The 25546-nt window shown below is 56.9% G+C and carries 17 protein-coding genes and 2 pseudogenes; 11 read left to right on the forward strand and 8 right to left on the reverse strand.

The genetic code is table 11. From position 1 onward, the window contains the following. The first annotated feature begins 65 nt into the window (after nt 1–65). The 5 genes from HUW35_RS18275 (at nt 66) to HUW35_RS18295 (ending at nt 4665) form a co-directional block, all read left to right on the forward strand. The gene (locus HUW35_RS18275; protein ID WP_181253626.1) at nt 66–737 is read left to right on the forward strand and encodes a peptidylprolyl isomerase; all 672 of its coding nucleotides are present in this window, start codon (nt 66–68) and stop codon (nt 735–737) included. Further along, the gene (locus tag HUW35_RS18280) at nt 734–1489 is read left to right on the forward strand and encodes a pyridoxine 5'-phosphate synthase (RefSeq protein WP_181253627.1); all 756 of its coding nucleotides are present in this window, start codon (nt 734–736) and stop codon (nt 1487–1489) included. Before HUW35_RS18275 ends, HUW35_RS18280 begins: the two co-directional genes overlap by 4 nt. After that, nucleotides 1490–2401, forward strand: a complete 912-nt coding sequence (locus tag HUW35_RS18285; RefSeq protein WP_181253628.1) for a Rossmann-like and DUF2520 domain-containing protein — start codon at nt 1490–1492, stop codon at nt 2399–2401. Next, entirely contained in the window at nt 2398–3168 is a 771-nt protein-coding gene (locus tag HUW35_RS18290) for an RNA methyltransferase (protein WP_181253629.1), read from the forward strand. The genes HUW35_RS18285 and HUW35_RS18290 overlap by 4 nt, the downstream gene beginning before the upstream one ends. A gap of 375 nt (nt 3169–3543) precedes the next feature. Further along, a complete protein-coding gene (locus HUW35_RS18295; RefSeq protein WP_181253630.1) occupies nt 3544–4665 on the forward strand; it encodes an OmpA family protein in 1122 nt (373 codons plus the stop codon). A gap of 537 nt (nt 4666–5202) precedes the next feature. On the opposite strand, the gene HUW35_RS18300 is transcribed toward HUW35_RS18295, so the two are convergent. The 4 genes from HUW35_RS18300 to HUW35_RS18315 are packed head-to-tail and all read right to left on the reverse strand — an operon-like array spanning nt 5203 to nt 9595. Then, on the reverse strand, nt 5203–6216 hold the full coding sequence (locus tag HUW35_RS18300; RefSeq protein WP_181253631.1) for an ABC transporter ATP-binding protein: 1014 nt from the start codon (nt 6214–6216) through the stop codon (nt 5203–5205). An 8-nt stretch (nt 6217–6224) separates the two neighbouring features. After that, nucleotides 6225–7751, reverse strand: coding sequence for an iron ABC transporter permease (locus HUW35_RS18305; protein ID WP_181253632.1), 1527 nt, complete (start codon nt 7749–7751; stop codon nt 6225–6227). Continuing rightward, entirely contained in the window at nt 7748–8785 is a 1038-nt protein-coding gene (locus tag HUW35_RS18310) for an ABC transporter substrate-binding protein (RefSeq protein ID WP_181253633.1), read from the reverse strand. The genes HUW35_RS18305 and HUW35_RS18310 overlap by 4 nt, the downstream gene beginning before the upstream one ends. A gap of 33 nt (nt 8786–8818) precedes the next feature. Further along, nucleotides 8819–9595: a hypothetical protein gene (locus HUW35_RS18315; protein ID WP_255463382.1), complete on the reverse strand. Its 777-nt coding sequence runs from the start codon at nt 9593–9595 to the stop codon at nt 8819–8821. Between the two features lie 552 nt (nt 9596–10147). Here HUW35_RS18315 and HUW35_RS18320 point away from each other — a divergent pair. Next, nucleotides 10148–11671 (forward strand): adenylate/guanylate cyclase domain-containing protein, encoded by a 1524-nt coding sequence (locus HUW35_RS18320; RefSeq protein ID WP_181253635.1) that lies wholly within the window; start codon nt 10148–10150, stop codon nt 11669–11671. Next, on the forward strand, nt 11664–12761 hold the full coding sequence (locus HUW35_RS18325; RefSeq protein WP_181253636.1) for a hypothetical protein: 1098 nt from the start codon (nt 11664–11666) through the stop codon (nt 12759–12761). The genes HUW35_RS18320 and HUW35_RS18325 overlap by 8 nt, the downstream gene beginning before the upstream one ends. A gap of 169 nt (nt 12762–12930) precedes the next feature. Here HUW35_RS18325 and HUW35_RS19025 read toward each other — a convergent pair. After that, a pseudogene (locus tag HUW35_RS19025) lies at nt 12931–13288 on the reverse strand (GMP synthase (glutamine-hydrolyzing)); the annotation flags it as partial. 88 nt (nt 13289–13376) lie between these two features. Next, the gene (locus HUW35_RS18335) at nt 13377–13649 is read right to left on the reverse strand and encodes a hypothetical protein (protein WP_181253637.1); all 273 of its coding nucleotides are present in this window, start codon (nt 13647–13649) and stop codon (nt 13377–13379) included. Between the two features lie 720 nt (nt 13650–14369). Between HUW35_RS18335 and HUW35_RS18340 the strand changes: the two genes are divergently transcribed. Then, nucleotides 14370–16073: a glycosyl hydrolase family 18 protein gene (locus tag HUW35_RS18340; RefSeq protein WP_181253638.1), complete on the forward strand. Its 1704-nt coding sequence runs from the start codon at nt 14370–14372 to the stop codon at nt 16071–16073. Nucleotides 16074–16254: 181 nt separating this feature from the next. On the opposite strand, the gene guaA is transcribed toward HUW35_RS18340, so the two are convergent. Together guaA and guaB are read right to left on the reverse strand one after the other, a co-directional pair. Then, the gene (gene guaA, locus HUW35_RS18345) at nt 16255–17832 is read right to left on the reverse strand and encodes a glutamine-hydrolyzing GMP synthase (RefSeq protein ID WP_181253639.1); all 1578 of its coding nucleotides are present in this window, start codon (nt 17830–17832) and stop codon (nt 16255–16257) included. Between the two features lie 123 nt (nt 17833–17955). After that, nucleotides 17956–19440 carry an IMP dehydrogenase gene (guaB, locus tag HUW35_RS18350; protein WP_181253640.1) on the reverse strand — a complete coding sequence of 495 codons (1485 nt, stop codon included), beginning with the start codon at nt 19438–19440 and terminating at the stop codon, nt 17956–17958. 160 nt (nt 19441–19600) lie between these two features. Between guaB and xseA the strand changes: the two genes are divergently transcribed. The 3 genes and pseudogenes from xseA to HUW35_RS18365 form a co-directional block, all read left to right on the forward strand. Beyond that, nucleotides 19601–20956, forward strand: a complete 1356-nt coding sequence (gene xseA, locus HUW35_RS18355; protein ID WP_181253641.1) for an exodeoxyribonuclease VII large subunit — start codon at nt 19601–19603, stop codon at nt 20954–20956. 93 nt (nt 20957–21049) lie between these two features. After that, nucleotides 21050–23422 carry a transporter substrate-binding domain-containing protein gene (locus HUW35_RS18360; RefSeq protein WP_181253642.1) on the forward strand — a complete coding sequence of 791 codons (2373 nt, stop codon included), beginning with the start codon at nt 21050–21052 and terminating at the stop codon, nt 23420–23422. 374 nt (nt 23423–23796) lie between these two features. Continuing rightward, a pseudogene (locus tag HUW35_RS18365) lies at nt 23797–25467 on the forward strand (transporter substrate-binding domain-containing protein); the annotation flags it as partial. Nucleotides 25468–25546 lie beyond the last annotated feature (79 nt).

The following is a 25546-nucleotide window of genomic DNA, read 5'->3' on the forward strand; positions in this document are numbered from 1 at the left end:
GTCATCGACCGGGCTTTTTTATTTCCGGTGTCAGTTACCGAAGAACCAGAACAAGTGACTACTGCATGAAGATCCCCACCGTGTTCCGCGCCCTGTTCGCCGCCACTCTGGTGTGCTTTTCCAGCCTCACCCTGGCTATTACCAATAACCCGCGGGTAGCGCTGGAAACCGACCTGGGCACCATTGAGCTGGTGCTGTATGCCGACAAGGCGCCTGAAACCGTGAAGAACTTTCTCGGCTATGTGGATAGCGGCTTTTACAACGGCACGATTTTTCACCGTGTGATCCCGGGCTTTATGGCTCAGGGCGGCGGTTTCACCTTCGATTTTCAGGAGAAGGACACCAACGACCCGGTGGTCAACGAGTCAGATAACGGCCTTTCCAATGAACGCGGCACCATCGCCATGGCGCGGACCAGCGAGCCAAACAGTGCAACATCGCAGTTTTTTATCAACCTGGCAGACAACAGCCGCCTGGATGGCAGCGCCGATAAACCCGGCTACACGGTATTCGGCAAGGTCCTGCTGGGAATGAGCGTGGTCCAGCAGATCGCTGCGGAGCCCCGCGGCCAGCACAAGGCCTTTCGCGATGCACCCAACACTCCCGTGCGTATACTGAAAGCCACCCGCAAAGACACCAGTTCCGGCAGCGACTCGCAGCCAGACGCCACAAACGACAGCCGGGACAACAGTCCGGCCGACCCGAAAACCAACGCCACCGGAGGCAAAAGCCAGTGATTGCACTCAGCGTCAATCTCAACAAGATCGCCCTGATTCGCAACTCCCGCGAAGGCAACTACCCGGACGTGGTCGCCCACGCACGCACCTGCCTGGACGCAGGAGCGGATGGCATCACCGTGCACCCGCGCCCCGACCAGCGACACATTCGTCCTCACGATGTGCGCGACCTATCAGCGCTGTGCGCATCCCGTGACATCGAATTCAACGTGGAAGGTAACCCTTTTGCTGGCCCCATGGGCAGCTACCCTGGCCTGCTGCCGCTGGTACTGGAGACCAAACCGCAGCAGTGCACCCTGGTTCCCGACAGCAATGACCAGCTCACCTCCGATCACGGCTTCGACCTGAACAAGGACGGCGCCCGACTGGAGCCAATTATCCAGCAACTGCGGGATGCGGGCATTCGTGTCAGCCTTTTTATGGACCCGGATAAAACCCAGATTGGTCTCGCCAAAGAAGTCGGTGCGGATCGCATCGAACTGTATACCGGCCCCTATGCGGAAGCTGTCACGCGCCAGAGCGGCGACCTTGACAGCATTTTTGCCGCCCACTGTGCCGCCGCCGAACATGCCCTGCACCTGGGCCTCGGTATCAATGCCGGGCACGATCTCAACCTGATCAACCTGCCCCGCTACCGCACCCTGCCCGGCCTGCAGGAAGTATCCATTGGCCATGCACTGACCGTGGATGCAATCAGCATGGGGCTCGCGGATGCAGTGGCAGCCTACGTCAATTGCCTGGCGGGCAAGTAATTGCGCACACTGAACGTCATTGGCGCCGGCAAACTCGGTCGCACCCTGGCGCGACTGTGGTCCGAGCGCGGGGTGTTCCGGATTGGCAGTGTCTGCAATCGCAGTCTCGCTAGCGCCAGTGAAGCCACAGCGTTTATAGGCGCCGGCACAGCGGTTGCCGATATTTCCTCCATGGCGCCGGCGGATTGCTGGCTGGTTGCTGTCGCCGATGACGCCATCGAGGCCACCGCCAAAGCACTGGCCTCGCACTTTCAATCCCCTCCTTCACACCAGTCCGCCTCCGATCCCGTGGTATTTCACTGCAGCGGCGCGCTACCGGCCAGTGCACTCTCCGCATGCTCCGGCGCGGCTCTCGCCAGTGCACACCCGGTGCACAGTTTTGCCGATCCGCAACGCTCGCTCGAGGACCTGCAAGGATCTGTCGTCGCCCTGGAGGGAGACGCCACTGGACGCGAGCTCCTCAACGATGCTTTCAACGCGCTGGACTGCGCCTGCATTACACTGACTCCCGAGCAAAAGGTGCTGTATCACACCGGCTCGGTGATGGCCTGCAACTATCTGACGGTACTGATGGATCTCAGCCTGCAGACATTTGCCGCCGCCGGTATCGACGAGAGCACAGCGCGCAAACTGCTTGCGCCGATTGTGATGCAGACGGCAAAAAATAACTTTGACCTCGGACCACAAAAAGCGCTAACCGGCCCCCTGGCACGCGGAGATATTCGCACCGTGGCCCGCCAACTGGAGGCGCTCCTGGCGCTCGACAGCGAGGAACAGGGTCCTGTGCCCCCCTCACTGGCGACGGTCTACCGCACGCTCGGTGATGCCGCCCTACCCTTGGCCCGGCAGGCCGGACTGGATGCCGCCAGCGTGCAAAAACTCCACACTCTTTTCGACGAACAGAAACCGTGACCGACTCCCCCGAATATCTGAAAAAACGTGCGTTTTTTGACAGCCTGCTGACCATTTACGGGCGCAAGCCGGTGCTGGAAGCACTGGAAGACAACAGCCTGCCGGTGCATAAACTGCACCTGGCCGACAGCAACCGCAAGGATCAGCTGATCTCCCGAATCGAGCAGCTGGCCGCGGAACGCAAAATTGAAATTGCCCACTGGGATCGCAAAGGCCTTTCGCGCATCTCAAAAAACGCACGCCAGGATCAGGGTGTGGCACTGGATCTCGCACTCCCCCACTACGGCACCGCGGAACGTTTTCTGCGCGAGTCCGGTGACGATGCCTTCGAGCTACTGGCACTGGATGGCATCACCAACCCGCAAAACCTGGGCATGATCATCCGCTCGGCATGCGCCGGCGGCATCGACGGCATTATCCTGCCGCGCAAGGGCTGCGCGCAGATCGACCCGCTGGTGATCAAGGCCAGCGTTGGCACCCTGTTCAAGACCCGCATACTCCGCTGCGACCAGCTCGCGCCGGTATTGCAGGAATTTGCCGAGCGAGGCGCACGAGTTTGCGCCCTGTCTTCCCACGCGGAGGACACATTGCGCACCATCGACGACAAAACCCCTACAGTATTTGTACTCGGAAACGAAACCCACGGCGTTAGCCCGGCAGTGGCAAAGGCCTGCACACACCGCCTGCGTATCCCCATGCAAAATGGCGTGGAAAGCCTGAATGTCGCCATCACTGCAGCACTGATCAGCTTTCGCCACCAATATTGAGCAAGGGCTCGCGTGCAGGCCATCTTTTGGCGTGTTCGCGAGCCCCCCCTTTCTCCGCACTCCCCATCCCAATCCTCACCACACTCCCTGCAGACTTCCGCCGTATCACGTCGTATCTGGCCTCACCGACACAACATAAACAGTTTTCCGCCAATAATTTCCCAACCACCCGCTGCATGACTGGAAAAGTCGCCAAGATCAACTAATAAGTAACTGGTATAAACCGTGATCCCGCATTCGGTCATAAATTGAGCACCACGGTTTACCCGGAAATAATTTGCCAGAACACTGGCCGCAACCCGACTTCTGACAAACGCTCTCAAGACAGAGCCAACGAACCATAAAGACAAGATCATCAAGACAAGGAAGCCTCTTATGCCTTTCACACCCGAGCCGATTAAATTGACAGTGGGGCTTGCACTGGTTGCCGCCGTGGCGACCAGCACACCGGTGATGGCCCAGGAAGATCGCTACATCGACATCATGCCGTTCCTTACCCGCGTCGATGAAGATCGCAATACCGAGCGCCAGGGCGCGGGCATGCGCGCTGCCTACGGCTGGCAGACCCAGGGGAACTGGTTTACCGAAATACAGGTTTTCGGTGCCATGCTGGACGACAATTTCAATAACTTTGCCAACCCACCGCAACCAATCATCATTCCGTCCAACACCCCCTACGTTTACACCGGCGAGCTAACGCCCACCGGAGACCTGGAGCTGTCAGGCATCGGTATGGACGCCGTTTACAGTTTCAACGGTCGCAATGGATACTCCCCCTACCTGCTGGGTGGTGTCGGCGCCTCCCATAACAACACCAAGTTCGACTACGGCATCCAGGAAACCAACGCTTTTGTGAATTTCGGTGCCGGTATCACCAGTGGCGCCATCGGCCGTCACGGCCTCAAAGTTCGCGCTGAAGTCCGCTATTTCCGCGACTTTTTCGCCGACGACATGAACGATTGGCAATTTGGTATCGGGCTCAGTATTCCCCTCAACTGCCCACCAGTGGCTACTCCGGTGGTCGCGCCACCACCGCCGGAGCCCAAACAGGAAATTATCAATACGGACAGCGATGGCGACGGCGTGCTGGACCAGAACGACCGCTGTCCCAATACCCTGCCCGGCGCGGAGGTGGATGAATTCGGCTGTGTCGTTGCTGACCAGACCATCACTCTGGAAAACATCCAGTTTGAATTCAATTCCGCAAAACTGACTCCCAGAGCCGAAGCCGCCCTGAACAGCGTGGTGCAGTCCCTGCGGGACCAGAGCAACACACAGGTGGAAGTCGCCGGACACACCGACAGCCAGGGCAATGATGGCTACAATCTGCGCCTCTCCGGGCAGCGCGCAGAATCCGTGCGTCGCTACCTGGTTCAGAGTGGTATCAATGCCGGCCGTATCACCGCCAAGGGCTACGGGGAAACCCAGCCCGTTGCGTCCAACGCCACAGAGGCAGGCCGTGCGCAAAATCGCCGGGTGGAGCTGACCTTCCGCTGATCCGGTATGACAGCAGCGAGGAGATGGTCAACGCGCTTCCCGCTGTGAGTAATCCGACAGCCCCCGGGTATCGAGGTACCCGGGTAGCACAAAAGCCGGCATTTGCCGGCTTTTTTATTCACAATCCACAGAATCTGTGGATATGTCTGTTAACAACACTCGGGAAAACGCCGCCAGCCCGCATTACACCGTTGTAACCACTTTGTGAGGAAAATTTAACCAAATAGTTTTTTATTTGAAAATCAATAAGTTACAGACAACTTCAAAACACTATTGACAAATTCCAGCTGTAACTGAATGTACCAAATCATTCACTCTACTCTGTGGAAAGCTTTTTGACTTAGCCCTTTGGGGCTACTGAAATTGACGCCGGAAACGGGATAACTGACGGGAAATCGGGATTTGCACAGGAGAGAAGCACGGTTTGCTGGAAGGATCGGTGAAGGGGCCAAATTGGCGCATCGACCACCGGTATCGACGCGCTGTGCGATCGGCAAGAGGAAACGGGGGAAACCTGGTCAGGCCAGATTATCAGCCCTAAATAACGCGGGAAAAGGCTGCCAGCGGATGGGTGGTGATAATCCCCAGCTGGACGTGATCACCCGGTTCTGCGTGTACTTCATGACTGGTGCGCACACGCACCTGTGAGCCACTGCCGACGGTCACCGCGTACAGACGCGAGCAACCTTCATAGCGCACCCAGTCAATAACGCCGTTACCGTTTTCGGCAGGCATCAGCGAGAGGTCATCTGGCCGCACCAACAGGTCGACACTACCGCTGGCGCCATCGATCGGGATACCCGGAGCCAGGCCCAATTCAGTTTCTACTCTCGCCAACTCAAGCTGCCCGGGCAGGAAGCTCGCCTCACCGAGAAAGCGCGCCACAAACCGGCTGGCCGGCTCTGAGAAGCAACGCTCCGGAGTATCCAGCTGCTCCAGCTGGCCAGCATTCAGAATCCCCACTCGGTCGCCAATGGAAAGCGCCTCTTCCTGATCGTGGGTAACCCAGATCGCGGGAATGCCGGCCGCCTTGAGCGCCTCGCGAATTTCCCAGCGCAAACTGTCCTTGAGTGCTGCATCAAGGTTGGACAGGGGCTCATCCAGCAGGACAAAGGCGGGTTCATGAGCCAGCGTGCGCGCAAGCGCCACACGCTGTTTCTGCCCGCCAGACAGGCTTGCCGGTTTGACGTGGCGGAAGTTATCCAGGCCGAGCAGCTTCAGCCAGTGATCCGCAAGTTTGGTGTCAGTTAGCCGGAAGCACACGTTTTGCTGCACGGTAAGGTGGGGAAACAGGGCAAAATCCTGAAACACCATTCCCACGTTGCGTTTTTCCGGCGGCACAGACTTACTCGCCGTCGAACGCCAGGGACCCAGCTGTATCTCTCCCTCGGAAATCGGAATCAGTCCGGCCAGCGCCTGCAGAATCGTGGTTTTACCGCAACCCGTGGGGCCCACCAGCATCAGGACTTCATCATCCCCGAGGGCGAGATCCAGATTCTTCACCACGCGGGTAGAACCGTAATTAACAGACAGGTTACTTACTTTCAGCATGGCTGCGCTTATTTCCCAGTAACATCAAATTCGGCCCGGCGTTCGCCGGATAACATCAGGGCGAGCCCCAACGCAGACATCAAAACCAGCAGCAGGCCCGGAATCGCCGCCCGACCAAAATAGCCCGCTTCGTAAACCCGCCACAGATAGGTCGCCAGGGTTTCAAACCCGGTGGGTCCGAGCATCAGTGTCGCGGGCAACTCCCGCATCGCCTCCAGGAATACCAGCGCCGCACCGGCCACCATGCCGCGCAGGGTCAGAGGCAGCGTGATTCGCTGAAATGCCTCGCGCGGGCTGGCCCCCAACAGACGTGCCGCTTTCACCAGGCTGGGATCCAGCCCCTCTGCAGTGGAACGGACCGAACTGACAGCAAGTGGCAGAAAACGCAGTACATATGCCAGTACCAGCAGCCCCAGGGTCTGATACAGGAAGGGCAACTGCAAACCGACATACACCAGTGCCGTTCCCATAACGATACCCGGCACACCAAAACCAAAGTAAGTCAGGCGCTCCATAAAGCGTCCTGCGCGGCCGGCAATCGCCGCATGCGCGACAGGTATCGCCAGCACTACGGCGACCAGGGCAGCAAGGAAAGAGGCGTGGGCAGAATTCCACGCGTAGGCAAATTCGAAACCTGCCGTGCCTTCACGCACCAGCCAGATGCCGAACACCAGCAACGGCAGCACAATGGCCAGCACCGTCACCGGCGCTATCGCCAGCGCCATCAAACATCTCTGTGCGCGGGATGGCCAGAGGGTTAGATGACGCCCCGGCTTTTCCTTGCTGCCACGAACCCGGGATTCCAGGAACAGGACCAACCCCACAATCACCAATAACTGCAGCGAGAGTATTGCCGCCTGACTGAGCCCAAATGCGTTGTACTCGACAAAGATCACCCGGGTAAATGTATCCAGGCGCATGATCGCGGGAGTTCCGAAATCCGACAGGGTATACAGGGCCACCAGCAGTGCTCCCGCGGCGATTCCCGTCACCACACGGGGCAACACCACTCGCCACAGACTGACACCGATGGTCATCCCCAGAGTGCGTGCGGCATTGACCAGACTCGCATCCAGGCTCAACAGCGACGCCCGGGTAGTCAGCATCACAAACGGGTAGGAATAAAGCGTCATTACCAGGGTGGCGCCGGTGAGGCCGTTAACCGCGGGCATCGGCACCCCCAGCATTTGCTGGATCTCACCGCCGCGCCCGAACGCGGCGTACAGGGTAAAGGCGCCGATATAGCTGGGAATGGCCAGAGGAGCCGCCAGTACAATGAGCCACAGCCTGCGCCAGGGTAACTGGACGTAGGCGGTAATCAGCGCGAGTGGTACACCGATCGCGACTGACCCCAGAACGGTGAACAGCATCAACAGCAGTGTATTGCTGAGAACCTTAAGATTGTGCGCATCGAAAAGCTGGCCGCCTTCAGTAGCGAGCCCCACCAGCACACCTACCGGCACGAACGCCAGCAGTGCAATTACCAGGGCCAGCGGGTAGGACGCAGGCCACCTTGAACCGGGCCAAAGGCTCATAGGACCCCGACACGACGCATCAGATTGAGCGTGGGGCGAAGGTCGGCGAGTTCCGTCAGATCCACTTTGGGGGGTGATACCGTGCTCAGTGCAGGCAGCCCTGCGGGCGGCTTGACGCCGTCCACCAGCGGGATTTCATACGCTTCGGCAGCGAGGTATGACTGCACTTCCCGGGTAAGCAGGTAGCGGATAAAGTTGATCGGCAGATCGCCTTCTGTCAACGCCATGATACCCGAGGCATTTACCAGGCAGCCGGCATCATTGTTGGTAAAAGCGAGATCAACTTTCGCGTCCGGCTTTCCGGATTTCAGGCGCAAGGTGTAGTAATGGTTGGCAAAGCCCAGGTCCACCTCACCGCGCTCCACTGCCATCACCACACCGAGCTCGCCCGCGTAACTGGTGGCGTGCCGACTAACACCGCGCAGCCATTCCTCGGTTGCCTTTTCGCCTTCGAGCAGGCGCATGGCAGTGACAAACGACTGGAAAGAGGCGTAGGCCGGCGCCCAACCGATTGCGAGTTCGCTGTCCGCAAGCGCCATCACGCTTTCGGGAATCTGTGCCGGCGTCAGCCGATCGGTGTTATACGGCAGAGTGCGAATACGCCCGGTGACCGGTGCCCACTGGGGATACTGAAAGCCGGGTTTCAGCTGGCCAACAAGGTCGGCAGGTAATGGCCGCGCCAGGCCGGTATCGCTGACCAGCCCGATAGCACCGGAGTCTACCGCCCAGAACACATCTGCGCGCCGCACACCGGCCTTGGACTCAGCCACAATGCTGTTGGCCAGCGCCGCGTTGGAACCGCGACGGATCTGCAGGTTCAACTTGGGATTGCGCTTACGAATGGCTTCAAGCACATTTTCGTAAAGGCCGCCCTCACCTCTTCCGAGATAGAGGGTGATATCCCCTTCCAGCTTCGGCAACTGATCGACAGAGACCGCTCCGGCCTCCGCCGCCAAACTGCGCTGGATCGACAGCGGTAAACAGCTGATGGCCCCAACCGCGGCCAGATTGTGTAGAAAAGCTCTGCGCTGCACTTATTGTCCTTACTGTGACGTCTTCAGAAAGACTTAGAAAACGTCCTTGCGTTTTTTCTCTGCTTCCTCGAGAAGCGACTTGGCTTTATCCAGCTTGACCTGCATGGATTCCACCACCTTGCGGACGTCGTCCACACTGGACTTGCCATCCAGCGCCTGCGGCAAGGTGACGTTGAAGTCTTTTTCCAGGTCTTCCACCAGTGCAGCGTCCTGCTCGATCAGCGCGCCCTCTACACCTTCGAAACGGTGCAAGTAGGTATCGTGCACAATGGAGGTGGCGGCTTCTGGCAATTGTTCTGCGTATTTTGCCACAACGCGATCCAGCCGGTGTTTTATGTCTTCCAGGGTCTCCGGCATGGAGGTCGGTTCAGCCTCGGTGGTCTGCACCTTGGCCAACAGGCCCTTCTCCTGATATTGGGAAGCCAGTTTTACCGCTCCCAGTGCCTGCCACAGTGCCTGATTCAGTTTGGCTTGTTCTTCGCGCACCTTGGCGATGGGTTCGCCGGCGTCGATCGCCTGCTTAACACCGAAAATACCCTGCCAGATATTCGCGTATACCGGCACATAGTTGGTTTCGATAGCGGAGTGGAAATCCACCTCTTCCCAGTACTCCACCATGACATTGGAGTTGGCCGCTTTCTTGCCCTGTTTCTCGTAGGTATCGACCACTTCGTCGTACTTGGACACCAGCCAGTTCACTTCTTCGGAGTACTGCCCCAGATGCCCCTTGAGATCGTTGACATGGTCGCCAATGGCGCCGTTGGCAGACACCTGACCCGCTGCCAGCATGGCAAACAGGCCGAATGCCAAACCGCGATGCTTCCGCACCAAGGATACTAATGAGATAGATTGCATAGGACATTCCCAGTGATCAAACTTTGGGTAAATGATACTTATTATCAACCCCAAGCTCAAACCAATCCGGTGTAATAAAAGGTAAAGTGTGTCGGGTGGTGGATCTTACCGAACTTCTCCCGGAAATTCTCGGCCTCTACGGGAATCGCCGATCCCTACAACAGCAACCCGAGAGAGTGCCTGATGCGCACGACTGATGACGGGCCAAGCCGCCCTGATCAGGACAAAAATAGAAGGAAGATACTTTGAGCTGTGCAGTAAAGGAATCTGCGCGGAAACCGGTTAACTTGAGCAACACAGCGACTTACAGCTAACCAGCCCCAAATCAGCAACAGGGACGAAGGCACTCACTCACCATCTTCGGCGGGCCCGACGCAGCTAACCAATGCAACTACAGTGAAAGACCACCGCGATATATGGAGACGGTCAATAGTTGCGCAATAGCTGGTATAGTCCCCTTCCCGCTCGCCGGTGACAACGCCCAGTGACTGTGAATGGAGAGCCCTGTTGATCAAAAAGACCAAAGCCACCTTGCGGCACATCGCTGACGGTCTGCAGCTGCGTCTTGCGCGACTGCTGCCCCGCCATGTGCCGATTGCATTCAAGCTGGCTCTGGTCATGACGCTGCTGCTGGTACTCGGCATGGCCAGTCTCGGCCTGTTTATCAGTGACAACCAGAATCGCCTGATCCGTACCCAGCTGCACGATTTCGGCAGCAGCATGGCGCTGCAGCTGGCCAAACAGGCCAGTGAGCCGATCCTGTCTGAGAACAGCCTTAACCTAAGCATGCTGACCACCAATCTTGGGCTGGATGAAAAAATCCTCGGTGCGGGCATCTACGGGCATGACGGCAGCATGCTTTCTGCCTCCGGCATTCAACCGAATCTGGCCGAACCCAATTTCCAATCGAACAGCGTCACTGCCCAGCCCTGGTTCCGGCAAGCGACCGATGGGTCCCGGGAGCGGATGATCAGTTTTGTTGCCCCTGCAACCTATCAGGATGTGCAGGTGGGCTCTGTCGTAGTAACCCTGTCAGCCTCCCTGATGGATCAGGCAGCGGTGCGGGCACGCGATGCCATCATCTACGCTACCCTTGCCATGACGGTGTTGGCGTCTTTGCTGGCCTACTGGTTGAGCCGGCGCCTGTCGCTACCTATTCACCACCTGATGGAGGCGACCCGCGCCATCGACCGCGGCGACTTGGCTATCCGTATCGATCAGCAGCGCAATGACGAAATCGGCTTTTTATTCGAAGGATTCAACAATATGGCGGCAGGGCTGCTGAAGAAGTCGCAGGTCGAACAGGTCTTCTCCCGCTATGTATCAAAAAACGTCGCCGACAAGGTACTAGCGAACCTGGATGAAGTCCGGTTGGTCGACCGCCCCATTGAAGCAACGGTCCTGTTCGCAGATATCACCGGCTTTACTGCCATGTCGGAAAAGCTACAGCCCAGCCAGGTTTCCGAACTGCTCAATGAATACTTCTCCTTTATCTCCCGCGCCTGCTCCCTGTACGGTGGGGTCGTCGACAAATTTATTGGCGATTGCGCGATGCTGGTGTTCGGCGTGTTGGAAGACGACACCGATCATGCCTTCAACGCCATCAGCTGCGCCGTACTGATTCAACAATTGGCAGCGCAATTAAACGAAGAACGTCGAGCAGACGGCAGGCCAGAGATCCACTTCCGCATTGGTGTAAACTGCGGGGCCATGCTGGCAGGCAATCTGGGATCTGAAGAAAGAATGGAATACACAGTGGTCGGCGATGCAGTCAATCTGGCATCCCGTTTGTGCTGCGAGGCGCAACCGGATCAGATCATCATCCGCGAGCAGCTGTACAGCATGCTGAAGCCACGCATTGTCGCGCAGGCCGGGAAGACCCTACCCATCCGAGGCAAATCCACCCCGGTGGGTGTTTACTCCGTCCAGGATATACACCGCGACTACCAGCCAGCGCTCAGGGACAACCTGAGCAAAGTACTGAATACAAGAACCACCCAACCGAGCGAGCGGACCGCCGAACATGCCTGATTGCCGGATAGCGTTATTTTGCTTTCTGCTATTGCCCCTGCTGCCCAGCTGCAGCCTGATGCCTACTCAACAACAGACCCTGGAGGGGTTTTCCCCCGAGACCGTGGATCTGGCCCGAGAGCAGTCGGCAAACCTCGATAAGCTACAGGCCCTAGAAACCAAAACCCCAACTCAACGACGACTCATTGATCAGTTGCGCACCGACCTGCAGCAGTTCGAGCGCAGCGCAATCCGCACGGCCAATAGGCTGGAACAGCAGGGTGACTGGCACGGCGCAGAGCAGGTTTTAACCGGTGCAGCACGCGTACTACCTTCCAGCGAGGCCCTCCTAACGGCGCGCCAGCAACTGGCCGAGCGACGTCGCTTGCGGGAAGCACGTGTGCGCATGGAGCTGGAAATCCATCGCGGCGAGCAGTTACTGAAAGATACCGAGGCCTATCAACGTTTGCGGCAACTCAAGGGCCCCGGCGTGCTCACATGGCTGGAATTGAAAAATTTTCAGCGCAAGCGTCGCGCGTCTGCAGAGTCCTTACAAGAGCACGCCGAACTGGCAATGACTCGAAAGGATTACTCCCTCGCGCAACATGCCCTGACGATAGCCAAAGGCCTTTACGGAGACGATCTTCAGCAGGACGAAGACCAAAGGGGAAAACTCGAGCGTGATCTCGCCCGCGCCAATCAGGCACTTCGCCAGCAAAAGCGAAAGACGGCCATCACCTCACAGAAAAATGACTCCAGGAAACAGGCTGCCGAGAAAAGAGTCCTGCAAACCGCCATTGCCGACCTGGAAAAGACGCTGGGGGCTGGCGACCTGATAAACGCTCGACATCAGTTAGCCCACATACAGGCAATGTCTCCACAACATCCCAAACTGCCATCTCTGCAAAGAGAATTTCAGACGCAGTTAAACAGCCGGATCGAAGCAGCCATAAAGCGGGGTAACGACCTGTACAGTCAGGGCAATATCGAGCGCGCGCTTCATGTATGGCGCGACGCCAGGGTGCTGGATCCGAACAACCTTGAACTGCAGGCCAATATCGCACGTGCCGAAAAGGTGCTCCAGAACCTGCGAGCCCTGTCGACACCGTAAGAGGCTAGCTCGACGCGCAGACTATCGCTGCGGCAACGAGTAGCTGAGGGGGCACAAGTAACCGAGTTAATTACTGCCTGAAATGAAAGTTCTATTGAAAAACCCCGGCTGTAGTGCCGGGTTTTTAGTTTGTAGCTGTCAGCCACTAGTTCCAGTAACGGTTACCAGCCTACTCCCACTCAATGGTGGCCGGTGGTTTGCTGGATACGTCGGAGACCCCGCGCGAGATATTTTCGAGCTCATTGATAATCCGGCTGGAAACCTTCTCGATCAGCTCCTATGGCAGGTGCGCCCAGCGAGCGGTCTAAAGTCGACGGTTTGCAGCGCGCAGTGCCACCACGTATTCGTATCGCCCACGCCCCCAGCAACTTGACTGGCAAGAACACCACAAATGCCTAGCCAGTTTCGTGGTACCAGCCTGCATTGTGCAATTCCTCGATGCAGATATTTAGTGGGCAAGGCTTTTCGCGCGGTATAAGTTGCGCTCCGTCCAAACGCAGAATTTCCATGAGAATGCGTAGTGAAATGAAACATTATTGTGAGACTACCTAGAACAGCCGGAAGTGTATCGAGCATGCTCTGCTTCCCGAGTTATTTCCGTATTTTCAGAGACAGTTAAATTGCTCTCAGTTTATTTCCATTAATCACACCCGTCGACGGTCCGAACGGTTTCGGTTTCGGTTTCAGCCCCAGGTCAGTGAGTGCTTCGATAAGAAGCTTTTGCGTATTGAACTCCTTATCGGAGAGCTCGGAGTTCATGTGCAGATGACGACGCCATTCAGTGAGCTGATCCTGCATTTCCCAGATCGACTGCGCGATAGCATCGTGTGTGCCCGCCTGCTTGCGCGCATCGCCGTCAAACAACAGACCGCGGCCGGGCTCAACCACGCGAGCAGGCTCTAGGAAAAGGTCAGGGTAAACGCATCAAAATGCTGGCTGATATATAAAAGCTGCTCGACCAGTAATAGCATAATGCCGGCAGACAACAACGTCCGCGCTGGTATAAACAATTGCTTTCCACGGCCTGGAAACATCGAAATTGCACGCGTATAAAACCCCGGTGAGAATGCCGGGGTTTTACAGGCTTCGGAAAGAAGGGGGAGGCTGATCTGAAGACACGCCGATCGCGACAACAGCGATCATGCCCGCCAGCAGATTGCTCACAGCAGTCCCAGCAGCAACTTGCAACCGCCCGGGAAGCACAAAAATCCTAAAAATTTTTAAATGTCGCAAATATCTACCAATTTTTGAGATATATGCAGCACAAAATCCCAGCAAGATGCTGGTACTAAATGACAATTGGGCGTATCTTCAATCACGTACAGATGACAACGCTATCATTTTCTAATGACAGCGCTGTCCCGTGCCACTGGAAACTCAACGGCATTTGTCGTGACAGCACGGAGGGGAACGGCGGAGCTCGCTTCTACTTCCCGCCGGACACCCGGTACAACCATTTGTACATTCAAGCAGGCTATCTCGCTGTAGCAGTAATAGAGAAAGCAACAGTGAGGTCGCGGCGGGATTCCCGGGGTTTGCGCATTGATTCGCCGTTGGCCTTTTCGGTTTCAAACCAAGATGTTTCAAACCAGGATCACGGTGAAAAATATGAAAATAACGACGTATTTACGGCTGGCGGCAGCGTTCCTGCTCAGCCTATTGGCCGGGCAAGCGTACGCGTACGACTGCGGCGGCCTTCAGGTATATGTGGATGGCAGCACGTACAACTCGGGCGACACAGTCCAGAACAATTCGGTGGCCTACAGTTGCAAGGTTGGCGGTTGGTGCACTGTTGGGGGTCCCTATGCGCCCGGTGAAGGCTGGGCCTGGACCGAGGCCTGGTCCGACCTGGGCTCCTGTGATGGCAGCTCGTCTTCCAGTTCGTCATCCTCTTCATCCAGCAGCTCCTCTTCATCCAGTGGTTCCTCTTCCGGCGGAAGCTCCAGCGGTTCTACCAGCTGCGGCAACCTGCCGGTATGGGATGCGACGGCAGTCTATGTTGGCGGCAACGCCGTGCAGCACTCGAGCGTCAAGTACACCGCCAAGTGGTGGACTCAGGGAGATAACCCGAGCCAGAGTGGTGAATACGGCGTGTGGCGCAACGACGGCTCCTGCTCTGGCAGTTCCTCGAGCTCCAGCTCTTCCAGCTCATCTGGTGGTTCCTCTTCCAGCAGTTCGTCAAGTGGCGCCTCTTCCAGTGGCGGAAGCCGACTGGGCGGTTACTTCGTTCAGTGGGGCGTTTACCAGCGCAATTACCACGTAAAAAATATCGTCACCAGCGGATCTGCTGAAAAACTGACGCACATTTACTACGCCTTCGGCAACGTGCAGAACGGCCAGTGCACCATCGGCGATTCCTATGCTGATTACGACCGGTTCTACACTGCCGCAGAGAGCGTGGATGGTCAGGCGGATACCTGGGATGCCGGTGCGCTGCGCGGCAGCTTCAACCAGTTGCGCAAGTTGAAGCAGATGTACCCGCACATCAAGGTGCTGTGGTCCTTCGGTGGCTGGACCTGGTCCGGTGGGTTCGGTCAAGCGGCGCAGAACCCACAGGCATTTGCAGATTCCTGTTACAACCTGCTGCACGACCCGCGCTGGAACGGCGTATTTGATGGCATCGACCTCGACTGGGAATACCCCAATGCCTGCGGCCTTACCTGCGATACCAGCGGGTATTCCTCACTGACCGACGTCATGGCAGCCATGCGCGCACGTTTCGGTAACGAGCTGGTCACTGCGGCGATTACTGCCGACGGCACACCGGGAGGCAAGATCGACGCGGCGGATTACGCCGGTGCCTCCCAGTACGTCGATTTCTTCAATGTCATGACCTATGACTTCTTCGGCGCATTTGACGCGGACGGTCCCACCGCCCCGCACTCGGCCCTGTACGACTACCCGGGAATTCCGAATGCCGGCTTCTATTCAGACCGCGCCATCCAGGCACTGAAGAACAAGGGCGTGCCCGCAAACAAGCTTAATCTGGGTATCGGCTTCTACGGTCGCGGCTGGACCGGCGTCAGCCAGTCTGCCCCGGGCGGCTCCGCCTCCGGCGCTGCTGCCGGTTCATATGAAGCTGGAATCGAAGACTACAAGGTATTGAAGAATACCTGCCCGGCTACCGGCCTGGTGGCGGGTACCGCCTATGCGTTCTGCGGCGACAACTGGTGGAGCTATGACACACCGTCCACCATCGCCGGCAAAATGCAGTACATCGCCGATGAAAACCTCGGGGGATCGTTCTTCTGGGAGCTGAGCGGTGACACCGGCAATGGCGAACTGATTGGGGCCATGCACAACAATCAATAACTGAGTTGAGGTACTGCTCTGCGAGTCTTGCGACTCGCAGAGCAAGTTATTGCAGTAAAGACTGCAATACTTTCCAAGCGTTGTGACCCACAAATGAAAAAACCCAGCGCTTGCGCTGGGTTTTTTAGATCGGCGAATCTTGAGTGCCAGGCGATCAATCGCGCCCGTCACTCTGGCTCGATCATTCCCACTCAATCGTCGCCGGCGGCTTGCTGGAAACGTCGTAAGCCACTCGCGAGATATTTTCGATCTCGTTAATGATGCGATTGGACACTTTCTCGATCAGCTCGTACGGCAAGTGCGCCCAGCGCGCTGTCATAAAGTCCACGGTCTCTACCGCACGCAATGCCACCACATATTCATAGCGACGGCCATCGCCGACCACACCGACAGACTTCACCGGCAGGAATACCACAAATGCCTGGCTGGTTTTGTGGTACCAGTCCGCCTTGTGCAACTCTTCGATAAAGATGGCATCCGCTTCGCGCAGAATGTCCGCGTATTCTTTTTTCACTTCGCCGAGAATCCGCACGCCCAGTCCCGGGCCCGGGAAGGGGTGACGGTAGACCATATCGTACGGCAGCCCCAGCTCCAGACCGATCTTGCGCACCTCGTCCTTGAACAGTTCGCGCAGCGGTTCCACCAGCTCAAACGCCATATCTTCCGGCAGGCCACCCACATTGTGGTGGGACTTGATCACGTGGGCCTTGCCGGTCTTGGCTGCGGCGGACTCGATCACATCCGGGTAGATGGTGCCCTGGGCGAGGAACTTCACATCCTTCAGCGTGGCGGCTTCCTTGTCGAAAATCTCGATAAAGGTATTGCCAATAATCTTGCGCTTGGCTTCCGGCTCATCGACACCAGCCAGACGAGACAGGAATTCTTCCTCCGCATCGGAACGGATGACCTTGACCCCCATATTGTCGGCGAACATCTGCATCACCTGGTCGCCTTCGTTCTTGCGTAACAGGCCGTTGTCGACAAACACGCAGGTCAGCTGGTCGCCGATCGCCTTGTGCAACAGCGCCGCCACCACGGAGCTGTCGACGCCGCCGGAGAGGCCCAGCAGCACCTTGGCTCCACCGACCTGCTCGCGCACCTTGGCGATGGAGTCTTCAATAATATTGGCCGGAGTCCACAACTTCTCGCAGCCACACAGCTCGATCACAAAGTGCTCGTAGATCCGGGTGCCCTGCAGGGTGTGAGTAACTTCCGGGTGGAACTGCACACCGAAGAAATTTTTCTCCGCATTGTACATACCGGCAATCGGGCACGACGGTGTAGAGGCCATCAGCTCGAAACCTTCAGGCATTTTCACCACTTTATCGCCGTGGCTCATCCACACGTCGAGCAGCGCGCTGCCGCTCTCGTCGAGATGGTCGCTGATGTCGTGCAGCAGTGCGGACTGACCTTCCACTTTTACCTGCGCGTAACCGAACTCGCGCACATCGCTGCCCTGCACGGCACCGCCCAGCTGGTGCGCCATGGTCTGCATGCCGTAGCAGATACCCAGCACCGGCACGCCCAGTTCGAACACAGCCTGGGGCGCGCGCGGGGAGCCCTCTTCCGGCACTGACTCCGGGCCACCGGCGAGAATGATGCCCTGGGGGTTGTACTCGCGGATTTCCTCGTCGCTCATATCGAACGCGCGAATCTCGGAGAACACACCCAGTTCGCGTACGCGGCGGGCGATCAACTGAGTGTACTGGGAACCGAAGTCGAGGATCAGAATTCGGCTGGAATGGATATCTTGGCTCATGGCTTACTCGTACCAGTTTTATAAACGGCAAACGGACCCTGAGAGGTCCGTTTGCGGTTCACTTGAAAGTGCACTTCTGTTTTTGATTGCCCCTGACGGGGCACAATTTCTCAGGCGTGGCTATTAACGCCCGCCAACCGGGTAGTTTGGCGCTTCCTTGGTGATCTGCACGTCGTGTACGTGAGACTCACCCATGCCTGCCGCGGTTACCCGCACAAACTCAGGCTTGGTGCGCATGGTTTCCATGTCCACACTGCCGGTGTAGCCCATGGCAGAACGCAGGCCACCCATCATCTGGTGCACGATGACGGAAATCGGACCCTTGTAAGGTACGCGACCTTCGATACCTTCCGGCACCAGCTTTTCAGCGCCTTTACTCGCATCCTGGAAATAGCGGTCGGAGGAACCCTGGGTGCGCGACATGGCACCGAGGGAGCCCATACCGCGGTAGGACTTGTAGGTACGGCCCTGATACAACTCCACTTCACCGGGGGCCTCCTCGGTACCCGCGAGCATGGAGCCCATCATCACCGAATAGGCACCGGCCACAATAGCCTTGGAAATATCACCGGAGAAACGGATGCCACCATCGGCAATCAGTGGTATGCCGGTACCTTCCAGGGCCTTGGCCACTTCCGCAATGGCAGAAATCTGCGGTACGCCAATGCCAGTAACGATACGGGTAGTACAGATAGAACCGGGACCAATACCGACTTTCACCGCATCCGCACCGGCTTCCATCAGCGCTGTCGCTGCTTCGCCGGTCGCGATGTTACCGCCGATCACATCCACCTGCGGGTGCATCTCCTTGATACGGCGCACACGATCGATCACGTTCTTGCTGTGGCCGTGCGCGGTATCTACTACCAACACGTCCACGCCCGCCTCAACCAATGCCGCCACGCGGTCATCGGTATCCGGGCTGGTGCCCACGGAGGCACCCACGCGCAGACGGCCATCGCTGTCCTTACAGGAGTTGGGGTACTGCTCAGCCTTGTTGTAATCCTTTACGGTTATCAGGCCGCGCAGTTCGAATCTGTCGTTGACCACCAGCACCTTCTCGATACGGTGTTTGTGCAACAGCTCGCGCACCATTTCCGGGGCGGCGCCTTCTTCGCAGGTCACCAGACGCTCTTTCGAGGTCATGATCTGCGCCACCGGGATATCCAGGTTGGTCTGGAAGCGCACGTCACGGCTGGTGACGATACCGACCAGGTTACCTTTATCCATCACCGGCACGCCGGAGATATTGTGATGGGTGGTCAGCGCGATCAGCTCGCGCACGCTGGCATCAGACTCGATGGTGATCGGGTCCTTTACAACGCCCGCTTCAAATTTCTTCACAGCACGTACCGCGAGCGCCTGCTCTTCGATACTCATGCTCTTGTGAATAATGCCGATACCGCCTTCCTGGGCCAGGGCAATGGCCAGACGCGACTCGGTCACGGTATCCATAGCAGCGGACACCAGCGGAATATTCAGGGTGATGTTACGAGACAGTTTTGTCTTCAGGGAAACGTCTTTGGCTGTAACCTCGGAATAACCGGGCACAAGGAGGACGTCGTCAAAAGTGAGGGCTTCGCGTGCTATACGCAGAGATTCAGACATGGACACTCAAACCTCTAGGGAGCGGGATTGGGTATCGGCGCGATTATAGCCGCAACGATCCCGGAAACAAAAGCCTATTTCGTGAAGAATGGCAAATCTCTTTACCTCGGCGGGCATCCTTGCAATATTGGCCGCCCAAATCGAACGACATGAGGCCGAAATGCCAAATACTCCCCCGGGCGTAGTCAACCCACTGCCCACCGACGGCCGCCCAGTGCTGTCTGTCAGCGAGCTCAACCGGGAGGTCAAGCACCTGCTGGAGGGCAGCGTGCCGCTGTTGTGGATCAGCGGGGAGATCTCCAATTTCGCCGCCCCCAGCTCAGGACACTGGTATTTCACCCTCAAGGACGCCCGCGCCCAGGTGCGCTGCGCCATGTTCCGCGGCCGCAACCGCAGTGTGCGCTTCCAGCCCGGTAATGGGCGGGAGGTGCTGGCGCGGGCCCGGGTCAGCCTGTACGAGGGCCGCGGCGAGTTCCAGCTAATCATTGAGCATCTCGAAGAAGCGGGATTTGGCGCTTTGATGCGCCAGCTGGAGATGCTTAAGGCAAAGCTGCAGGCGGAGGGGCTGTTCGATCTGGCACGCAAAAAGCCCCTACCTTACTTGCCCACCACCATAGGCATCATCACCTCCCCCACCGGCGCGGCAGTAAGGGATATGATCCAGGTGCTCGGACGGCGCTACCCGGCAGCCAAAATTGAACTGATCCCGGTAGCGGTACAGGGCCAGGGCGCCGCGCAGCAGATCGCCAATGCCATCGCCCTCGCCGGCCGACTGCAACGTCACGACCTGCTGATCGTCGGCCGTGGCGGCGGCTCCCTGGAGGATCTGTGGTCTTTCAATGAGGAAATCGTTGCGCGGGCACTGGCGGCCTGCCCAATCCCCACCATCTCAGCGGTCGGTCATGAAACCGATACCACGATTGCGGACCTCGTCGCGGACGTGCGCGCGCCAACCCCATCGGCAGCGGCAGAAATCGCCAGTGCCAATGCCGCGGCACTCAGCGAGGAAGTCGACGGCGCCCGCTGGCGCCTGACCCGCGCAATGGAGTTACAATTGCGCCACTTGCGACAGCAGGTGCAGCTGGTGAGCAACCGTATCCGCCATCCAAAGGAACAGCTACAGAACCGCGCGCAACGCCTCGACCACTTGGAAATGCGCCTACAGACTGCCGTGCGCAGCCGCACGCTTGCCAACACCCAGCGCCTGGCGCAAGTGGAGAGAGCACTAAACCATGTGCATCCGCGCCAGCAAATTGCTCTGGCACAGACCCAGCTTTCACAGCAGGCTCAACGCCTGAAAAAATCGATCGATAGCACGCTACAGCACAAGCGCGAACTGGTGACCCATGCCGGGCAACTGCTCAACAGCGTCAGCCCGCTGGCGGTACTCGACCGAGGCTACGCCATTGTCCAGGATGAGCAAAAACAGGTCATTCGTCGTGCGCAGGATGTGATCAGCGGACAGAAAGTCTACGCCCGACTTTCTGAAGGAGAAATTACTGCAGTGGTTGAGTAACCGCTGCAGCACCCGACTTCCCCGTCAGTAACAATTTCTCCGCGGCGACTCTACGATTGGCAGCTCGTAGTTTTGCGGAAAGCGGAGTCATCCATGGCGCCCCAGAATTCCAAGCAGCTACTGCTGCCACTCCTGACGCTTGTCCTGTGCGGGTTATTTTTAGGATTCGAATGGAACTCTAGTAAGCCCGCCCCACCGGAGCCCTCCCCGGAAACTCCACCCGAGGAGTTCAAGCGGGAAAGTGATACCCGCTTCGAAAACTACGATGAACTAGGGGATCTGGGTGCATTGAAAAAACGCGGCACCATCCGCTTTGTCACCCTCGCCAGCAGCGAAGATGACCTGCTCCCCCGGGCAATGATTGTCTCCCGCTTACACTATCAGCTGGCGAAAGATCTCGCCAAACAACTCGAGCTAACCCCCCACTGGATTGCCGCAGCATCGCCAGAAAAGGCCCTGCAGTTGATCAAAAGTGGGCGCGCCGACGTATTCACCGGCAACCTGGCGAAGACCAAGGAACGCGCTCAGAATTTTGATCTTTCGGACGCTATTTCCACCTCCCACCAACAGCTCGTTACCGGGAAAGATGGGCCGGATGTCAATCACCCGGACAAACTCAAAGATGTCATCATCTCGGTTATGGCCGGCAGCACATATGCTGCTACTGCCAACGCCCTGCAGAAGAAAATCCCTGGCTCCAAAGTTGAAATGCGCGAGTTGCGTAAAGACGATACGGTCGACCGCCTGGTTGACAATATCAACCGCAGAAAAAATGTGGTGACCATTGTCGACAGCACGATTATTGATGGACTGAAAAGCTACCGGAACGACTTCAAGGCGGGTGTATTTGTCAGCGATGAGGAGGACATTGTATGGGCAATGCGCAAGGGTTCCCCGGAACTAAAACTGCGAATCAATAACTTCCTTACCACAAAATTGATCGACGTACCCCTCGACAGGCCTTCAGACTGGGATGCCATCAAAAAATCCGGGCTGATCCGCTTCCTAACCTACAACGGTCCCACCAGCTACTTCATGTGGAAAGGTACACTGATGGGTTTCGATTATGATCTCGCCAAGGCATTTGCGGAAAAGCACGACTTGGAGATGGAGGTCATCGTCGTTCCATACGATCAGCAACTGATCGAGTGGCTTAAGGAGGGACGAGGAGATTTCGCCGGCGCTTCCATCACCATTACCGACAAACGCAAGGCACAGGGAGTGGCATTCACTACCCCTTATATCGAAATGGCGGAGCAGATTTTAAGCAACAGCGGCAAGCCCGCGATCAAGAGCCTGCAGGACCTGAATGGGCGCACTCTGACCCTGCGTGCATTTTCGGTTTTTGAGGAAATCGCAAAGTCACTGCAGAAGAGTGGCATTCAGGTCGAGATTGAATTGGCCGATCCGCAAGTGAGTTACGAGCAGATCATCAACATGGTCGCAGAAGGAGAAGTCGATGCCACTATTGTCGATGCCAGTGCCGCAGAAATCGGTGCGACTCTCCGAGATGAACTGGTGACAGGCCCGCGGGTAAGCGACCCGCTTCCCCAGGGTTGGATGGTGACGAAGGACAACCATTCCCTGCAGAAAAAACTTGACGAATTTATCAAGGAATTCAAAGCATCCAAGAAGTACGAAAAAAAGGTCAATTACTATTTCAAGCCAAACGAGCAGGCTGGGAAAAAACTGATGAGCCGAATTATTCCTGGCGAAGATCTCTCTCCCTACGACAAGCTCGCTAAAAAATCCGCGCGCGCGTATGAGTTCGACTGGCGGCTTATCGTGGCACAGATGTGGCAGGAGAGCAGTTTCAACCCCAAGGCTGAATCACCGGTGGGCGCACAGGGTCTCCTTCAGGTTATGCCCCGTACAGCCGAGGAGATTGGGTATCCCCCACCTCTGTACGAACCCGGGCGCGGGATCGAAGCTGGAGTTAAATATCTGCGGTGGATTCGAGACCGCTTCGACGAGGACATTACACTTGAAAACCAGGTGTGGTTTTCCCTCGCCGCTTACAACGCTGGTATCGGCCACTTATACGATGCACAGCGTCTTGCCAGAAGCCTGGAGCTTAATCCCAATGTCTGGTTCGACAACGTCGAAACGGCAATGCTCAAACTGTCGGAGCCGCGCTACTTTAACAAAGCGCGCTACGGCTATGTACGCGGCGCAGAGCCCGTTCAATACGTACGCAACATCAGCAAACTCTATCGCGCCTACACAGCGATTACTCCTGGAGAAATCGCGCTGCAACTGCGCTATCTTCCAGACTTCACTCGCACTCAAGTCAAGCCATCAAGAAAAGGACACTCTTGTCAACATGGTCACTGGACTCTACCAGCGGGAGGAAATTTCGACCCGCCCCACTACAGTGGCCCAGACGAACCATGGACCTACCCCACCAACGTGACCACCGAAAGTGTCAAGCTGGTTGATCAGCTGATCTACCCGCCGCGACCTTAAACTATCAGGCACAGAGGCGTTCAGGCGTGTCTATGGCTAAAGAAATCGCAACATTTATAACCAGATTGAATTACCACACGGTTCTCTTCTGTGTGCTCTTTCTTACACTCTGCTTTAGTGCATGTGATCGCCAGGATGCACCACCTCACGGTTCAAAAGCTACCCCGGATCTGGAGCTGACGGATGACCGGGGCAGCGGAGACCGCAGAGCCGAGAAAACGACTACGACGAAGATCTCTGAGGTAGAAAACTATATAGAAACGGGAGATCTTGCGGCGATCAAAAAGCGCGGTGTGATTCGGTTCGTCAGCATGACCGGTGATAATCAACCGATCCTGCCCCGCGAAGCAATCGTCAACCAAACGCACCGGCAAATGGCGGAAGACTTCGCCAAAAGAATCGGTCTTGCCACACGATGGTTTATCGCAGAGACCCCGGATGAAGCCCTCAGGATGGTGAATGATGGCGAGGCGGATATCGTCGCAGAAAATATGAGCATAACCCCGGAACGCCAGGAAATTGTGGACTTCAGTATTCCCATTTTACAGACCTCGGACGTTTTGATTTCAGGTAAAAATGGACCGGACATCAGCGATATCCGAAACCTTACGGGCACGGAATTTATTGTCCTGGCGGGTAGCACTTACGCCGAACGCGCCCAGGAATTAGTGGCCAACCACCCAGATGCCAACCTCTCAGTTCGGGAAGTGTACCTGATGGATGAGCGGGACACGCTATTTGACATGATTTCTGAGGTGGATAATGCAGTTACGATCATGCACAAAAACCTGGCAGAGGAAACGCTGAAATATCGCGATGATCTAAAACTGGGTGCGACGGTGGGTACCAGGGAGAATATTGCCTGGGCGATTCGCAAGGACTCCAAGCGACTCAAAAACCGCATTGACAATTTCCTAACCCGAACCCTGGTCACCGATGTACCAGAACGAACCTCCCACTGGTACGCAATAAAGAAGTCCGGCGTGCTACGCTTTGCAACCTACAACGGCCCAACGAGTTACTATCTGTGGAAAGGTGTCCTGCGCGGCTTTGACTACGAAATGGCAAAGGCTTTTGCGGACAAGCACAAACTGCAGCTGCAAGTCATTGTGGCACCCAACGAGGACGACCTGGTGGACTGGGTAGTGGACGGTCGCGCCGATATTGCCGGAGCCTCCTCCACGGTAACCCAGGAGCGTATCGACCGCGGGATCGCGTTCAGTACCCCTTTCATCGAGACCACCGAAAAAATCATCAGCAATCGCAAGCTGCCCAAGATCGAAACCCTCGCCGACCTGAACGGGCGAACCATTACCCTTCGCGCATACTCCTCATTTATTCAAACCGCACGCACCTTGCGCGATCACGGTGTAGATATAGATATCCAGGTAGCCCCCTCTGAAATGTCGTTTGAGGAGGTGTTAAACAAAGTCGCCGAGGGAGATTTTGAGGCAACCATTGAGGACGGCTATATTGCCGATATTCAGGCGGCCCTGCGTCCAGAACTGGTGATCGGCCTGCAGGTCAGCGAAGGTCAACAACAGGGGTGGATGATCAAAGACGGGCACAAAGACCTCTTGCGACAGGTTAACCGGTTTTTAAAGCGGTTTAGCCGAAGCAAGGAGTTCGACCAGCTACTTGTAGCTTACTTCGAGCCCGACAAACACCTGGTGCAAAAAATCTCTGCTCGGGTAATCCCCGGCCAAGCGCTGTCTCCCTTCGACAAGATGGTTCAGGCATCGGCACTCGAAAATAACTTTGACTGGCGCTTGATCGTCGCGCAGATGTGGCAGGAGAGCAACTTCAACCCCAAAGCAGTATCCCCTGTCGGTGCTCAGGGTTTGTTACAGGTCATGCCGCGTACCGGTGAAGACATGGGATATCCACCGCCGCTGTTCGATCCGGAAAAGAATATCCAGGCGGGCACAAAATACATGAGATGGGTCCGCAATCGCTTCAAGGACCCCCTGCCTGTCAGTGAGCAGCTCTGGTTTACACTCGCGTCTTACAATGCCGGCCTCGGCCACCTGCTGGATGCCCAGCGTCTTGCGGAAAAACTCGGCCTTGATCCCAACAAGTGGTTTGACAACGTCGAGGTAGCGATGCTGAAGCTCTCTGAACCGC

This window comes from Microbulbifer sp. YPW1 (assembly GCF_013367775.1).
Taxonomy (GTDB): domain Bacteria; phylum Pseudomonadota; class Gammaproteobacteria; order Pseudomonadales; family Cellvibrionaceae; genus Microbulbifer.